Source organism: Acidithiobacillus sp. TH-A117 (genome assembly GCF_057473465.1).
Genome location: NZ_JBYCKQ010000015.1, coordinates 42,716 through 58,707 on the forward strand (window position 1 = coordinate 42,716; position 15,992 = coordinate 58,707).

Annotated in this window: 15 protein-coding genes; 14 read left to right on the plus strand and 1 reads right to left on the minus strand. The window is 57.8% G+C overall.

Features of this window, described 5'->3' with window-relative positions; translation table 11 throughout:
- Positions 1-2 precede the first annotated feature (2 nt).
- Positions 3-968 carry a magnesium/cobalt transporter CorA gene (gene corA, locus AC2VLR_RS03070; RefSeq protein WP_486880816.1) on the plus strand — a complete coding sequence of 322 codons (966 nt, stop codon included), beginning with the start codon at positions 3-5 and terminating at the stop codon, positions 966-968.
- Between the two features lie 10 nt (positions 969-978).
- On the opposite strand, the gene AC2VLR_RS03075 is transcribed toward corA, so the two are convergent.
- Entirely contained in the window at positions 979-1,707 is a 729-nt protein-coding gene (locus tag AC2VLR_RS03075) for a 16S rRNA (uracil(1498)-N(3))-methyltransferase (RefSeq protein WP_486880817.1), read from the minus strand.
- An 85-nt stretch (positions 1,708-1,792) separates the two neighbouring features.
- Between AC2VLR_RS03075 and AC2VLR_RS03080 the strand changes: the two genes are divergently transcribed.
- The 13 genes from AC2VLR_RS03080 (at position 1,793) to trpC (ending at position 15,954) form a co-directional block, all read left to right on the plus strand.
- Complete coding sequence (locus AC2VLR_RS03080) at positions 1,793-2,626, plus strand: inositol monophosphatase family protein (RefSeq protein WP_486880818.1); 834 nt, start codon at positions 1,793-1,795, stop codon at positions 2,624-2,626.
- A 58-nt stretch (positions 2,627-2,684) separates the two neighbouring features.
- Positions 2,685-3,629 (plus strand): class II fructose-bisphosphatase, encoded by a 945-nt coding sequence (gene glpX / locus AC2VLR_RS03085; RefSeq protein WP_486880819.1) that lies wholly within the window; start codon positions 2,685-2,687, stop codon positions 3,627-3,629.
- Positions 3,630-3,656: 27 nt separating this feature from the next.
- The gene (gene tkt / locus AC2VLR_RS03090) at positions 3,657-5,654 is read left to right on the plus strand and encodes a transketolase (RefSeq protein WP_486880820.1); all 1,998 of its coding nucleotides are present in this window, start codon (positions 3,657-3,659) and stop codon (positions 5,652-5,654) included.
- Positions 5,655-5,684: 30 nt separating this feature from the next.
- The gene (gene gap / locus AC2VLR_RS03095) at positions 5,685-6,692 is read left to right on the plus strand and encodes a type I glyceraldehyde-3-phosphate dehydrogenase (RefSeq protein WP_486880821.1); all 1,008 of its coding nucleotides are present in this window, start codon (positions 5,685-5,687) and stop codon (positions 6,690-6,692) included.
- Between the two features lie 23 nt (positions 6,693-6,715).
- Positions 6,716-7,921 (plus strand): phosphoglycerate kinase, encoded by a 1,206-nt coding sequence (locus tag AC2VLR_RS03100; protein WP_486880822.1) that lies wholly within the window; start codon positions 6,716-6,718, stop codon positions 7,919-7,921.
- On the plus strand, positions 7,918-9,357 hold the full coding sequence (gene pyk / locus AC2VLR_RS03105; RefSeq protein WP_486880823.1) for a pyruvate kinase: 1,440 nt from the start codon (positions 7,918-7,920) through the stop codon (positions 9,355-9,357). Before AC2VLR_RS03100 ends, pyk begins: the two co-directional genes overlap by 4 nt.
- Before the next feature lie 103 nt (positions 9,358-9,460).
- Complete coding sequence (fba, locus tag AC2VLR_RS03110) at positions 9,461-10,531, plus strand: class II fructose-bisphosphate aldolase (RefSeq protein WP_101537544.1); 1,071 nt, start codon at positions 9,461-9,463, stop codon at positions 10,529-10,531.
- 66 nt (positions 10,532-10,597) lie between these two features.
- The gene (rpe, locus tag AC2VLR_RS03115) at positions 10,598-11,260 is read left to right on the plus strand and encodes a ribulose-phosphate 3-epimerase (protein ID WP_215843456.1); all 663 of its coding nucleotides are present in this window, start codon (positions 10,598-10,600) and stop codon (positions 11,258-11,260) included.
- On the plus strand, positions 11,261-11,947 hold the full coding sequence (locus AC2VLR_RS03120; RefSeq protein WP_486880824.1) for a phosphoglycolate phosphatase: 687 nt from the start codon (positions 11,261-11,263) through the stop codon (positions 11,945-11,947).
- A 105-nt stretch (positions 11,948-12,052) separates the two neighbouring features.
- Positions 12,053-13,573 carry an anthranilate synthase component I gene (gene trpE, locus AC2VLR_RS03125; RefSeq protein WP_486880825.1) on the plus strand — a complete coding sequence of 507 codons (1,521 nt, stop codon included), beginning with the start codon at positions 12,053-12,055 and terminating at the stop codon, positions 13,571-13,573.
- On the plus strand, positions 13,557-14,132 hold the full coding sequence (locus tag AC2VLR_RS03130) for an anthranilate synthase component II (RefSeq protein WP_486880826.1): 576 nt from the start codon (positions 13,557-13,559) through the stop codon (positions 14,130-14,132). Before trpE ends, AC2VLR_RS03130 begins: the two co-directional genes overlap by 17 nt.
- A complete protein-coding gene (trpD, locus tag AC2VLR_RS03135) occupies positions 14,129-15,139 on the plus strand; it encodes an anthranilate phosphoribosyltransferase (protein WP_486880827.1) in 1,011 nt (336 codons plus the stop codon). The genes AC2VLR_RS03130 and trpD overlap by 4 nt, the downstream gene beginning before the upstream one ends.
- Before the next feature lie 8 nt (positions 15,140-15,147).
- The gene (gene trpC, locus AC2VLR_RS03140; protein WP_486880828.1) at positions 15,148-15,954 is read left to right on the plus strand and encodes an indole-3-glycerol phosphate synthase TrpC; all 807 of its coding nucleotides are present in this window, start codon (positions 15,148-15,150) and stop codon (positions 15,952-15,954) included.
- The last annotated feature ends 38 nt before the right edge of the window (positions 15,955-15,992 follow it).

Consider the following 15,992-nt stretch of genomic DNA (forward strand, 5'->3'; position numbering starts at 1 on the left):
AAATGCTGGTCAACTGTGTAGTGTACAACGATGGACATAAAGTCGCAGACAGTATGCTCGAAGATATTCCCGAATACTTACAGGAATCCGGGAATTTTGTCTGGGTCGCCCTGCAGGATGCCACCGAGACGGAATTACGCGCTCTGCAAAAACAGTTTCATCTGCACGAACTGGCTGTAGAGGATGTATTCAATGGCTTGCAAAGGCCCAAAGTTGAGGAATATGACCAGCATCTGTTCGTTGTCCTGCAGGCCCCCGCCTATCATGGCGAAGACCTCCACATGGGACAAATTAATATATTTGTCGGCAGTAATTTTGTACTTTCCGTCCGTCAGGATTGCGAACAAACCCTCCTCGGGGTACGTGCCCGGGCAGAACGGGAGCCCCATCTGCTCAAATACGGTTCTGCCTATGTGCTTTATGCGCTGTCCGACGCCATTGTGGACCTTTTTTTTCCGGTGGTAGATATGCTCGATGATGAGCTGGAGCAACTGGAAACGGTCATGTTTCACAATCAGGAAGCCCGCCAGAATATGGAGCGCCTGTATGATTTCAAATATAAAAGCAATGTGTTACGCCATGCCTTACTGCCATTGGCAGACGGCTTCAGTAAACTCTTCGGGGGACGGGTGCCTACCCAGATAGACGGTGCCGAAAACTACTTCCGGGATGTGCATGATCACATCATGCTGCTGAACAGTCAGCTGGATACCATCCGCGACACCATCTCCACTGCCATTCAGGTCAATTTGTCCCTGATTGCCATCGACCACGGTGAAGTCAATAAAAAACTGGCCGGTTGGGGCGCCATTCTGGTGTTGATTACCATTTTTACCGGCATCTGGGGCATGAACTTTGAGTATATGCCTGAACTGCACTGGAAATTCGGATACCCCATGGCGCTGAGCATCATGGCCGGATCATCCTATTATCTGTACCGCCGTTTCAAAAAGGCGGGCTGGATTTAAACCCGATATTTCAGGTATCACCCCACAGGGACTGAAGCACGGCGACTGCTGCCACTGCAGCAGTTTCCGCCCGCAAGATCCGTGGTCCCATGCGTACTTTCTGAAAGCCCCAGGCACTCGCAGCTGCCAGCTCCTGAACACTCAACCCGCCCTCCGGCCCACTGAGCAAAGTCAACTCAGTGCCTGGATGGGGCAGATCCCGCATTCTCGGATACTCAGGCGCCGGGTCCAGAACCAGCCCCACCCCCTGACGGCGGGACCACACCTCAGCTAAAGCAACAGGCGGCAACACACTCGGGATAGTGGTAGCCCCACTCTGCTCACAGGCCGCAATCACCATATCCTGCCAGCGCTTGATCCGCTTCTCGCCACGCGCCTCGTCAAGCTGCACCACCGCATGCTGGCAGACTACCGGCTGAATCGTCTGCACGCCCAGCTCCACGGCCTTTTGCAAGCTCCAGTCCCAGCGCTCGCCCCGCATCAAGGGTAACCAGAGATGAATCGCGAGGGGCGAGCGGGTATCACGCTGGAAGCGCTGGCGGATCTCAATTTCGGCGCGGCGCTCAACAGCCCCGGTCAGGACTCCGCCGTACACCCAGCCATCCCCATTAAACAGGGTCAGCTCCTGTCCCATGCGTGCCCGCAATACTTTCAGCAAGTGATGACTGGGTTCCGTGGGCAACAAATAAGTGCCGCTTTCGGGCAATTCAGAATCGGCGTATAAATGAATGCGCGGCATGACGGTATACTTTCAGCAGGATGATAATCACCCGCTTATCATCGCAGCACCGTCAGAGTGGGTCAAAAAAATCGCGGAGATGGGCATGTCCAGAATCAACGAAATCGATCAGCAATGGGTCGGCAAATTACTGCGGACCAGTGCCGAACGATTCATTCTCCCGCGATTTCATACCGTCGTGAGCAGCCGCAAGCCCGATGGCAGCATCGTAACCAGCGCCGACATTGACAGCCAGAACTTCCTCCAGGACATGCTGGCAGCCCGCTATCCCGATATTCCTTTGCTGGGTGAGGAAATGTCGTCCCACGAACAGCAACATCTCCTCGACAACAGCAGCGCACTATGGTGCCTGGATCCCCTGGACGGCACCAGCAATTTTGCTGCCGGCGTGCCGGTTTTTGGGATTTCCTTGGCGCTGCTGGAAAAAGGCCATTCGGTCATGGGCTGGATTTATGATCCAGTGCGCGCCGAACTGTTTTCGGCCGTTCGTGGGCAGGGCGCCAAAGTGGACAACACCCCGCTTCTCACCCGGGAAGCCCCAGCCTTGAAATACTGTGTTGGTGTGGTCGATTACAAGCGACTACAGCGCCCTTTGGCCCTGCGCATCATTGATGAACGGCCCTTTCACAGTCAGCGGAATTTCGGGGCCTCGGTCCTCGAATGGTGCTGGCTGGCCGCCGGACGCTACCATTTTTATCTCCACGGTGCCCAGCAGCTTTGGGACCGTGCTGCAGGGGCGCTGATTCTGCAAGAAGCCGGCGGCCAGATCTCCCGCTTCGACGGCTCCCCCCTGCAGGAAAAAGACCTCAAACCCTGCTCCATCATTGCCACCCTCGACCCGGAGCTGCACCAGACCTGGCGAAACTGGCTGGACCACGCTACGGATCAAGGTAGCGAGTTCCCAAACGCGGCCCTTTGATTTATGCTAAAAACAATTATGTCTTTCATGTAAAACCACCACTAGAAGGGAAATTCGTATGTCATCCATAGGTAGTCTTGCCCTGTCGTTGCTCCCCGTTACCGAATCTGCAGCCCGCGCTGCCAGCGCCTGGATAGGACGAGGTGAAAAAGAACTGGGTGACGGTGCTGCCGTGGATGCCATGCGAGCCGCCATCGCCCAGGTGCCCATGCGCGGGGTGGTCATCATCGGTGAAGGCGAAAAAGACGAAGCCCCCATGCTCTATAATGGTGAACAGGTCGGTTCAGGCAGCGGCCCCGAAGTGGAAATTGCCGTGGACCCCGTCGAGGGCACCACCTTTCTCGCCCAGGGCATGCCCGGTTCCATTTGTGTTTTGGCCGCAGCCCCCAAAGGCAGCATGTTCCAGCCCGGTCCGGCCTACTACATGGACAAGCTGATTGTCCCCGCCCCGGCGCGCGGCAAAATCGATCCCGAAGCCCCCATGAAAGCCAAGTTGCAGGCTTTGGCCAAGGCCCTCGGCAAAGACGTCAAGGAACTGCGTATTTTTCTTTTGAAGAAGCCCCGCCATGACGCCATGATTCGCGAAATCCAGGCTGCCGGCGCCACCGTTCGCCTGCAGACCGACGGCGATGTCAGTGGCGGCATCATGGCCGCCCTGGGCACCAAGGTGGATGCCATGATGGGTATCGGCGGCACCCCCGAAGGCGTGATCTCGGCCTGTGCAGCACGAGCCATGGGCGCCGACATGTTTGGCTGCCTGGCACCGCAAAAACCCGGTGAAGCCGAAGCCATCGAAAAAGCCGGCCTCAAAGTCGGACAATGGCTCAGCCGTGACGAACTCGTCTCCAGTGATGACGTGCTTTTCGTGGCTACCGGCCTGACTTCCGGCGACATTCTCGACGGTGTGACCCGCTCCCACTACTTTGTAGAGAGCGAAACCCTGGTGATATCCGGCCATGACGGCATTTTGCGTCGGGTTCGTACCCACCAACGCGCCGACTGACATTTTCATTTATCCAAGGAGTGAGTGATGACTGTAACTCGTACTGATCTGGCCAATGCCATTCGCGTTCTGGCCATGGATGCCGTCGAAAAAGCGAACTCCGGCCACCCCGGAATGCCCATGGGCATGGCGGACATAGCCGAAGTCCTGTGGAATGATTTTCTGGTACACAATCCCGCCAATCCCCATTGGCCCGGCCGTGACCGCTTCATTCTTTCCAACGGCCACGGTTCGATGTTGCAGTATGCTCTCCTCCATTTGAGCGGCTACGACCTGTCCATTGAAGATCTTCAGCAGTTCCGCCAGTGGCACAGCAAAACTCCCGGTCATCCGGAATACCGCGATGCTCCCGGCGTCGAAACCACGACCGGCCCCCTGGGTCAGGGCGTTGCCAACGGCGTCGGCATGGCCCTCGCTGAACGGATGCTGGCCGCCCAGTTCAACCGCCCCGACCACGAAATCGTCAACAACTACACCTATGTATTCCTGGGTGATGGCTGCCTCATGGAAGGGGTTTCCCATGAAGCCTGCTCCCTGGCTGGAGTGTGGGGCTTGAACAAGTTGGTCTGCTTCTATGACGACAACAACATTTCCATCGACGGCCATGTGGATGACTGGTTCGGTGACGACACCCCTGCCCGCTTCGAGGCCTATGGCTGGCACGTCATCCGTCATGTGGATGGTCATGATCCCGAAGCCATCAAAAAAGCCATCAACCAGGCCCACAAACAGACCACACAGCCGACCCTGATCTGCTGCAAGACGGTCATCGGTCATGGTTCCCCCAACAAGGCCGGCACCCATGATGTGCATGGTGCCGCCCTCGGCGCCGAAGAAGTCGCCCTGACCCGCAAGAATCTCGGCTGGAGCGGTGCGCCTTTTGAAATTCCCGAAGCCATCTATCACGGCTACAATGCCAAACCCAAGGGTGAAGCCGCCGAAAGCGCCTGGAAGGAAAAATTTGCCAAATACAAAGCCAATTTTCCCAAGGAAGCAGCTGAATTTGAACGCCGCCTGACAGGCGAAGCCAGCCCCGAGTTTGACGCCGCCATTGCCCGGATGATCAGCGAATTCCGCAAGGAAAATCCGAAAATTGCCACCCGCGTCGCCTCCGGCAAAACCATCCAGGGTATTGCCGCCTCCCTGCCGGAATTTCTCGGCGGTTCCGCAGATCTGACTCCTTCCAACAATACCCGCTGGAAAGAAGCGATCGACATCGGCAAGCATCGCCTGATGGGTAACTATATCCATTACGGAGTACGGGAGTTCGGCATGTCCGCCATCATGAATGGCGTGTCCTTGTATGGCGGCTTCCTGCCTTTTGGTGGCACCTTCCTCATTTTCTCGGACTACAGCCGCAATGCCATCCGCATGTCGGCCCTGATGGGTATTCGCGTGGTCTATGTCATGACCCACGACTCCATCGGCCTCGGCGAAGACGGCCCGACCCATCAACCCGTCGAACAGGTCAACAGCCTGCGTCTGATTCCCAACCTCAACGTCTGGCGTCCTGCCGATGCGATAGAAACCGTCGTTGCCTGGGAATCCTCCGTCAAGCTCCAGCGTACGCCTTCCCTGCTTGCCCTCAGCCGCCAGAATCTGCCGGCTCTGCCTCATACCGATGAAACCATAGCCAATGCCCGTCGCGGCGGCTATGTCATCAAGGACGCCGAGGGCGGCAAGGCTCAAGGAATCCTGATTGCGACCGGTTCTGAAGTGGAACTGGCCCTCGCGGCCCAGGCGAAACTGGCCGAGCAGGGTCACGCGGTGCGCGTGGTATCCATGCCCTGCATGGACATTTTTGCCGCCCAGGATGGGGCTTATCAGGAAAGCGTTCTGCCGGCCGGTATCAGCAAGCGGGTCGCCATCGAGGCTGGCACCACCGGACTCTGGTACAAATATGTGGGCCTGCATGGCGCGGTCGTGGGTATCGACCACTTTGGCGCTTCTGCGCCGGCACCGACGTTATTTGCCAAATTCGGATTTACTGTGGACAACATTGTCGCCCAGTACCAGTCGCTTTGAATTTATTTGCAATTTTGAGGAGTTACTATAATGACCATTCGTATAGGTATTAATGGTTTTGGCCGTATCGGCCGCATGGCTTTTCGCGCCATCGCCAAGGAAACAGAGTTCAACAATCTGGAGGTGGTTGCCATCAACGACCTCCTTGAACCCGCCTACCTGGCCTATATGCTGCAGTTTGATTCAGTGCATGGCCGCTTTCAGGGTGAAGTCAAAGTCGAGGGCAATAATCTGGTCGTCAATGGCAAAAGTATCCGCCTAACTGCCGAGCGCGATCCGGCCAACCTGAAATGGGGTGATGTGGACGTGGATGTAGTCATTGAATCCACCGGCTTCTTCCTGACCGGCGAAACCTGCCAGAAACATCTGGACGCAGGCGCCAAAAAAGTGGTGCAGTCGGCGCCTTCCAAGGATGACACCCCGATGTTTGTTTACGGGGTCAATCACAGCAAATATGCCGGTGAGAAAATCGCCTCTGCCGCCTCCTGTACGACCAACTGCCTGGCCCCCATCGCCAAGGTGCTCCATGACCACTTCGGCATCAAACGCGGTTTGATGAGCACCGTCCATGCGGCCACCGCCACCCAGAAGACCGTCGATGGTCCTTCTGCCAAGGATTGGCGCGGTGGTCGGGGTATTCTCGAAAACATCATTCCTTCCTCGACGGGCGCCGCCAAGGCGGTAGGCAAGGTCATTCCTGAACTGAACAAGAAGCTGACCGGAATGGCTTTTCGGGTGCCCACTTCGGATGTTTCGGTCGTGGATCTCACTGCCGAACTGAACAAGGAAACCAGTTACGAGGAAATCTGCAAGGCGATGAAAGCCGCCAGTGAAGGCCCGCTCAAAGGCGTGCTGGGCTATACCGAGGCTGCGGTGGTTTCAACCGATTTCCGGGGTTATCCCACACCTTCCATTTTTGACGCCGGCGCGGGTCTGCAGCTGGATCCCACCTTCGTTAAAGTAGTGTCCTGGTATGACAATGAGTATGGCTATACCTGCAACATGATGCGCTTCGTCAAGCACGTCGCCAGTCACTGATTCTGCCCGCTGGAGATGAGCTCATGCATGTTCTGACTTTTGAAAACATCTGCAAGCAGGGATTGGCCCAGGGTAAGCGGGTATTTATCCGCGCCGACCTCAACGTCCCCCTCAACAAGGAGGGGGGCATTGCGGACGACACCCGGGTGCGGGCTTCCGCACCGGCGGTAAAAATGGCGCTGGACGCTGGCGCCGGCGTCATGATCACCTCCCATCTGGGGCGCCCCACCGAGGGTGAGTTCAAGCCCGAAGATTCTCTGGCGCCTGTAGCCAAGCGTCTGTCGGAGTTGCTCGGCCGTCCCGTCCGCCTGCAAGCCGACTGGGTGGATGGCGGTTTTGAGGTGAAGCCCGGTGATGTGGTCATGCTCGAAAACTGCCGCATCAACAAGGGCGAAAAGAAAGATGACGATGCCTTGGCGCAAAAGTACGGTAAGCTTTGCGACATTTTCGTCAACGATGCTTTCGGCACCGCCCATCGCGCTGAAGCCAGCACCCATGGTATTGCCAAATACGCGCCTACGGCTTGTGCCGGCCCCCTGCTGGTCGGCGAGCTGGACGCCCTTGGCAAGGCTCTGCAGAACCCCAAACGCCCGCTGGTCGCCATTGTCGCCGGCTCCAAAGTATCCACCAAACTCACCATTCTCAAGTCTCTGGCTGACAAGGTAGATCAGTTGGTGGTCGGAGGAGGCATTGCCAACACCTTCATCCTTGCCGAAGGTCACGGGGTTGGGAAATCCCTCTGTGAAGCCGACCTGGTACCCGAAGCAAAAGCCATCATCGCTGCTGCCAAAGCCAAGGGTGGCGATGTACCTCTACCCACGGATGTGGTGGTAGCCAAGGAATTTTCCGCTACCGCCCCGGCACGCACCTGTGCCGTCGCCGACATTGCCGAAGATGACATGGTTCTGGATATCGGCCCTGATACTGCCAAGACCTTGGGAGACATTCTCCGCAAAGCCGGCACCATCGTCTGGAACGGCCCCGTAGGCGTTTTCGAGTTTGCCAACTTTGCCGGAGGCACCAAGGCAATCGCCCAGGCTGTTGCTGAAAGCGCAGCTTTTTCCATTGCCGGTGGGGGTGACACCATTGCCGCCATCAACCAGTTCCACATTGAAGACAAGGTGTCTTATATCAGCACCGGCGGGGGTGCCTTTCTGGAATTCCTCGAAGGCAAAACCCTGCCGGCCGTAGCTATTCTGGAAGCACGCGCAAAAGGAAACAACACTTGATACGCCGGACGAAAATCGTCGCAACCCTGGGCCCTGCCAGTTCTGATGTGCAGGTCATCGATCGCTTGATCGAGGCGGGTGTCGATGTCGTCCGTCTCAATTTCTCCCATGGTTCTCCCGAGGACCATGTACAAAGGGCGGAAATGGTCCGCGAGCGCGCCCGCGCCCATGGGCGGGCCATCGGCGTCCTGGCCGACTTACAAGGTCCGAAAATCCGCATCGGCAAGTTTGCCGATGGTAAAATCCAGCTGAAGGAGGGTGAACCCTTCATTCTCGATATTCACTGCACGCTGGGGGATCAGACCCGGGTCGGAGTGACGTATCCGCAGCTGGTCAGCGACGTGGAACGCGGTGCCACCCTGCTCCTCAATGATGGCATGATCGTGCTCTGGGTAGAAAAAGTGCAGGGCAACGAAATCCATACCCGTGTCGTCCAGGGTGGAGAGCTATCCAACAGCAAGGGCATCAATCGCGCCGGTGGCGGCCTCACGGCTCCGGCCCTGACCGACAAGGATCGCGCCGACATCATCACCGCCGCCCGTCTGGAAGCCGACTATCTGGCGGTTTCCTTTCCCCGCAGCGCCGCAGACATGGATGAGGCCCGACGCCTGTTCCGGGAAGCCGGAGGACATGGGGCACTGGTAGCCAAAATCGAACGGGCCGAAGCGGTGGATGCCATCGAGGAAATCCTTGCAGTTTCGGAAGCCATTATGGTGGCTCGCGGTGATCTGGGCGTGGAAATCGGCGATGCCGCCGTTCCTCCCGTACAAAAACGGATTATTGCCCTGGCTCAGAAGCATAATCGCCTGAGTATTACCGCCACTCAGATGATGGAATCCATGATCCATCAGCCCATCCCCACCCGCGCCGAGGTTTCTGACGTCGCCAACGCGGTTCTGGATGGCACGGATGCGGTCATGCTATCGGCCGAAACCGCCAGTGGGGCCTATCCGGTGGAGGCCGTGGCGGCCATGGATCGCACCTGTCGGGAAGCTGAACGGCACGCACCCAGTACCAATACCTTGCAGATTATTGACCGCCCCCTGGCGGGCGTCGATGAAACCATTGCCGCAGCGGCGCTCCTCGCCACTCTGCGCTCGTCCATCGCCGCCATTGCGGCTTTTACGGAAAGCGGCTCTACCGCCTTGTGGTTATCCCGCGCCAATCCCAAGGTACCCATTTATGCCCTGACGCCGCAGGTATATACCCGCCGCAAGGTAACGCTTTACCGGGGGGTACATCCCGTCAATTTCCCGCAAAATCGCCATGACGACCCCCTGCAGGTCATGCGCGCAGCTGAAGACGAACTGCGCCGTCGCGGTGCCGTGCGGGATGGTGACCTGATGCTCATCACCATTGGTGAACCCATCGGTTCTCCGGGCGGCACCAATACCCTGAAGCTGGTGCGCGTGGGCGACGTCACCCATCGCGCCTAGCCCAAGGAAAAACAAAGCACAATGACGGGTCAGGTTGCAGTTTGCCGGCCGCGTCTATAGGATTGATCAAAACCCATTTTCATTCACGTTTAGGAGAAGTGCTATGGCTCTTGTTTCATTGCGCCAGCTTTTGGACCATGCTGCAGAACGCAGTTACGGAATTCCGGCTTTCAACGTCAACAACCTCGAACAGGTGCGTGCCATCATGGAAGCAGCAGCAGCCGTCGATGCTCCGGTCATCCTGCAGGCTTCTGCCGGTGCCCGCAAATATGCCGGTGAACCTTTCCTGCGCCACCTCATTCTGGCGGCCATCGAAGAATATCCCGATATTCCTGTGGTACTGCATCAGGATCACGGTGCCAGCCCTGCCGTCTGTATCCAGGCGATTCGCTCCGGATTTTCCAGCGTCATGATGGATGGCTCTTTGATGGAAGATGCCAAAACCCCCGCCAGCTATGATTACAACACCGCCGTCACCGCCAAGGTGGTAGAAATGGCCCATGCTGTAGGTGTTTCTGTGGAAGGCGAACTGGGTTGCCTGGGTTCCCTGGAAACCGGCATGGCTGGTGAAGAAGATGGCGTCGGTGCCGAAGGTTGTCTGACCCACGACCAGATGCTGACCGATCCTGAAGAAGCCGCCCAGTTTGTGAAAGCCACCAAGCTCGATGCCCTGGCCATTGCCATCGGCACCAGTCATGGCGCCTACAAGTTCACCCAGCCGCCTACCGGCAAGGTGCTGCGCATTGACCGCATCAAGGAAATTCACGCCCGCATTCCCGATACCCATCTGGTCATGCATGGTTCCAGTTCCGTCCCCCAGGACTGGCTGAAAATCATCCACGAATTTGGTGGTGACATCGGCGAAACCTATGGCGTGCCGGTGGAAGAAATTCAGGAAGGCATCAAGAACGGCGTGCGCAAGGTCAATATTGACACCGACCTGCGTCTGGCTGCTACCGGTGCAGTGCGCCAGAGCCTGTACAAGAACCCAAAGAACTTTGATCCCCGCAAGTTCCTCACCGCTTCTCTGGATGCCATGCGCGATATCTGTCGCCAGCGTTTCGAGGCTTTCGGTACCGCCGGCAATGCCAGCAAGATCAAGGTGATCCCCCTGGATACCATGTTCAAGCGCTACAGCAAAGGCGAGCTGGATCCCCGCGTCACGGGTCTCTGATAAAGCGATCCGACACTTGAAAAATGGCGAGGGCGCAAAGCGCTCTCGCCCTGTTTTGGAGGTCGTATGACACAATACAAGATTTCACCTTCCATTCTTTCTGCTGACTTTGCCCGCCTGGGCGAAGAAGTGCGGGCAGTGGATGAGGCGGGCGCCGACTATATTCATGTGGACGTCATGGACAATCATTTTGTCCCCAATCTCACCATCGGACCGCTGGTGGCTGCCGCCATCAAGCCCCACACCCAGAAACCTCTGGATGTGCACCTGATGATCGCGCCTGTGGATGCCATCATTCCCGAGTTTGCCAAGGCCGGTGCCAACATTATCACCGTCCACCCCGAAGCCACCATTCATCTGGATCGCACCATTCAACTGATCCATAGCCTGGGCTGCAAGGCCGGGGTTTCGCTCAATCCCGGTACGCCCCTGGATGTCCTCGACTACGTCCTGGAAAATCTCGATCTGGTGCTGGTGATGAGCGTCAACCCTGGCTTTGGCGGACAGAGTTTCATTGACTACACTCTGCGCAAAATCGAGGCAATTCGCAAACGCATTGATGCCATCGGCAAACCCATCGAACTGGAAGTGGATGGCGGCGTCAAAATCGACAATATCCGGCGGGTAGCCGACGCCGGTGCTGACGTATTTGTGGCGGGTAGCGCCATCTACAATACGCCGGACTACAAGGCGACCATTGCGGCTTTCCGTAAAGCACTGGCGGGTTAAATGGCCGTACAACTCAATGCCAGCGCGCCGTTTCCGGCGCGGGTAGTGCTGCTGGATCTGGACGGTACCCTGATTGATACCGCCCCCGATCTGGCCGGAGCCGCCAATCATGTCCTCCGCAAACTCGGGCGTGAGCCCGCGGAAATGCCGGTCATTCGCGGCTTCATCGGCAACGGGGTCCGCGAACTGATGCGCCGGGCCCTGAGTATTCAGCAGGATCCCAGTGAAAGCGAACTGGATGCCGCCATGGTGGACTTCAGTCAGTACTATGGCGCACACCTGCTCGATCACAGCCAGATTTACCCCGGTGTGCGCGATACCCTGAAAGCTCTTCAGGCCCAGGGTCGGGAACTGGTCTGCATCACCAACAAGTCCCAGGCTTTTACTCTGCCCATCCTGCAGCAGCTCGATCTCTATGACTATTTTGGCCTGGTGTTGTCCGGTGATAGCCTGCCCAAAAAGAAACCTGATCCCCTGCCATTGCAGCATGCTGCTGCCCACTTTCATCAGCCCGTCAGTGACTGTCTGCTGGTAGGTGACTCGCGCAATGACACCCAGGCTGCCCGCGCAGCCGCCATGCCGGTCGCCTGCGTGACCTACGGTTATAATGGCGATGAACCTGTGCAGGCACTCCATCCAGATGCAGTACTGGACAATATGAGCGAATTATTGGATATTCTCGCCTGACACAGGAGTTACGGAAATCATGCTGAAATTGGAACCTGCGGGAAAACGATGGCGTCGCTGCTGAAAAGCAGTGTCTTCCTTTGTATCGTTCCTACGAGGTGATCCATGATTTCTGAAGCCAGTTTTGCGGCCTTGGCTGCCCAGGGCTATAACCGCATCCCCCTGACCCGCGAGGTTCTCGCCGACCTCGATACCCCCCTCTCCGCTTACCTGAAGCTGGTCGATGGCCCCTATGCCTATCTGCTCGAATCCGTTCAGGGTGGAGAAAAATGGGGGCGTTATTCCATCATTGGCCTCCCCGCCCGACAAATCATCCGGGTGCATCATGGACTGGTCACTGTCCATGTGGATGGCGTCGAAACCGAGCGGGCGCAGCCCCAGGATTCCCTCACCTGGATCAGCGCCTTCCGTGCGCGTTTCCGGGTCGCAGATCTGGAAGAGGTCACGGATGACCGCTTCAGTGGCGGGCTGGTCGGCTATTTTGGCTACGATATTGTCCGGACCATCGAACCGCGTCTGGCGCGCAGCGAAGCCCTGGCCGACCCGCTGGATCTGCCGGAAATCCAGCTGCTGGTAGCAGATGAACTGCTGATTTTTGATAATTTGCGCGGCACCATCCGCCTCGTGGTGCATGTGGACCCCGCGCAACGCAACGCCTACGCGCAAGGGGTTGCCAGACTCCAGCAGCTCCAGAAAAAACTCCGGCAAACGGCCCTGCCTCCGCCGCCCCCCGTACAAACCCGCCGGGTGCGCGAGGAAGACTTCAGCGCCAGCTTTAGCCGCGCGGGATATATGGCGGTCGTGGAGCGCATCAAGGCCTATATTGCGGCGGGTGACGTCATGCAGGTCGTGCCTTCGCAACGTCTGTCCACTGAACTGACCGCCCACCCCCTGGACATCTATCGTGCCCTGCGTAGCGTCAATCCTTCCCCCTACATGTTTTATGTGGATCTGGATGACACATTTCTGGTGGGTTCCTCACCGGAAATCCTGGTGCGGGTCGAGGACCGGCAAATAACCGTACGTCCCATCGCCGGAACCCGCCCGCGCGGAAAAACCCGGGCAGAAGATGAGGCTCTGGAAAAAGAACTGTTGGCCGACCCCAAAGAACGCGCCGAACATCTCATGCTGATTGATCTGGCGCGCAATGATGTGGGACGCATTGCCGAAGTCGGCTCAGTGATCCTCACCGATGCTTTTGACATCGAACGCTACTCCCATGTCATGCACATCGTATCCCAGGTCACGGGGCAACTCCGCCCGGAACTGGACGCCATGGATGCCCTGCGTGCCACTTTCCCGGCAGGCACCGTATCAGGGGCTCCCAAAATTCGCGCCATGGAAATCATCCGTGAAATGGAGCCGGTTTCCCGGGGGGTATATGCCGGTGCCGTCGGCTACTGGGGCTGGAATGGCAACATGGATACCTGCATTGCCATCCGCACTGCCGTCATCAAGAACGGTACCCTGCACATTCAGGCCGGGGGCGGCATTGTTGCTGACTCCGAACCGGCTGCAGAATGGGAAGAAACCATGAACAAACGCCGCGCCATGTTCCGGGCCGTCGCCCTGGCCGAAAATGGCCTGGATCCCGAAGGGAGGGTAGATCATGCTACTCATGATTGATAATTATGACAGTTTTACCTACAATCTGGTGCAATATTTCGGTGAACTGGGGGCTGAAGTGCGGGTCGAGCGCAATGATGCCATCGACCTGGCAGCCATCGAAAAACTGGCTCCCAGCCATATCTGTATCTCTCCAGGCCCCTGCACGCCCAATGAAGCCGGTATTTCCGTGGCCGTCATTCAGCACTTTGCCGGCAAAATCCCGCTGCTGGGGGTTTGCCTCGGACACCAGGCCATCGGCCAGGCTTTTGGCGGCCGGGTGATCCGCGCCGGGCAGGTCATGCATGGCAAGACATCGCCCATTTATCATCATGGTCAGGGCGTTTTTCGCGATCTGCCTGATCCCTTTCCCGCCACCCGCTATCATTCCCTGATTGTCGAGCGGGAAACCCTACCCGAAACCCTGGAAATCACCGCCTGGACAGAAGCGGGAGAAATCATGGGATTACGTCATCGTACCCTGGCGGTGGAGGGCGTGCAGTTTCATCCGGAATCCATTCTCAGCGAATGCGGTAAAACCCTCCTCCAGCACTTTCTGCAAGGAGAAGCCTTGCAATGATCGTCCGCGATATTCTTGAACAAATCGCTGCCCAGCAGGATTTATCCCGGCAACAGGCCCAGGAAGTATTTGCTGCGATCATGGCCGGAGAATGGACGCCTGCGCAAATTGGTGCCCTCCTCATGGGCCTGCGCATGAAGGGGCAGAGAGTCGAAGAACTGGTGGGTGCTACCCTGGCCTTGCGGGCCTGCATGACCAAGGTCTCCGTTGCCACCGACCATTTGCTGGATACCTGCGGTACTGGCGGAGATGCCCTGAGTACCTTCAACATTTCCACCGTGTCGGCGGTAGTGGCTGCTGCCGGAGGAGCCCGGGTAGCCAAGCACGGTAATCGCTCCATGGTCAGCCGCAGTGGCAGCGCCGATGTGCTGGAAGCGGCCGGCCTGCCCATGGATATGACCCCCGAAAGCGTCGCCCGGAGCATTGAAAGTATCGGCATCGGCTTCCTCTTCGCTCCGGCCCATCACGGTGCCATGCGCCATGCTGTGGGACCGCGCAAAGAGCTGGCGATTCGCTCCCTCTTCAATCTGATGGGCCCCCTGAGCAATCCCGCTGGTGCCCCCCATCAGGTGCTCGGCGTCTATGCTGAACGCTGGCTGATGCCTCTGGCCGAAGCCGCCCGGGAACTCGGCTCGCGGCATGTGCTGGTGGTCCATGGTCATGATGGCCTGGATGAAATCAGTCTTTCCGCACCTACGGATGTGGCCGAACTGAAAGATGGCGTCATTTCCCGCAGCCGCATACAGCCTGAGGATTTTGGCATTGCCCGTGCGCCCCTGGCCACCCTGCAGATTGACAGCGTCGCCAGCGCCCTGGCCGCCGCAGAGGAAGTCCTGCAAAATCGCCCCGGACCCCGCCTGGACGTGGTGTTGCTGAACGCCGGGGCCGCGCTCTACGCGGCAGACGTGGTACCCGATATGGCCGTTGGTGTCATACGGGCACGAGAGATACTCAAATCAGGCGCTGCCTGGCAAAAATGGCAGGAATTACTGGGCAAAACCCCCTAAGGATCCGTATGACGGACATACTCCAGGAAATCATCACCCGAAAACAGTCAGAAATCGTCGAACGCAAGGCGCGCCTGGGTCTCGCGGAATTGCAGGCCTCCGTAGCCCTGAGCGCCCAGCCCCGGGATTTTGTCGGAGCCATCCGCAGCAAACTGGCTGCCGGACAGGCGGCGGTCATCGCCGAAATCAAAAAGGCTTCACCCTCGGCAGGCATCATCCGGGAAGATTTCAATCCCGTGAGCATCGCCCAGGACTATGCCGCCCATGGTGCAGCCTGCCTTTCGGTACTAACCGATGAGCACTATTTTCAGGGCGCTGACATTTATCTGACCGCCGCCCGGGAAGCTTGCCCGCTGCCCGTCCTGCGCAAGGATTTTTGCATTGACCCGTATCAGGTCTGGGAAGCGCGGGCTATCGGGGCAGATGCCATCCTCCTGATTGTGGCAGCTTTGTCCGACCAGCAACTCCAGACTCTCGAAGAGTCAGCCCATTATCTGGGTATGGCGGTACTGGTGGAGGTGCACAACAGGGCAGAACTCCAGCGCGCCCTCAAGCTGCGCACGCCGCTGATCGGTATCAACAACCGGGATTTGCATCGTTTTGTTACTGACATTGAAACCACCCTGGAATTACTTCCGGAAGTTTCCGCCGAGCGCATTGTCGTCACCGAAAGCGGCATTCGTAGTGGCGAAGAAGTGGCGCGGTTACGGAATGCTGGCATTGGCACTTTTCTGGTGGGGGAGGCCTTCATGCGTGAGGCAGAGCCAGGTGCCGCCCTGTCTCGATTGTTTCCGGAACCCATTTCACAACCTTGAATACCCTGCGGCGACTAACCTGCAGTTTACATAGCCCC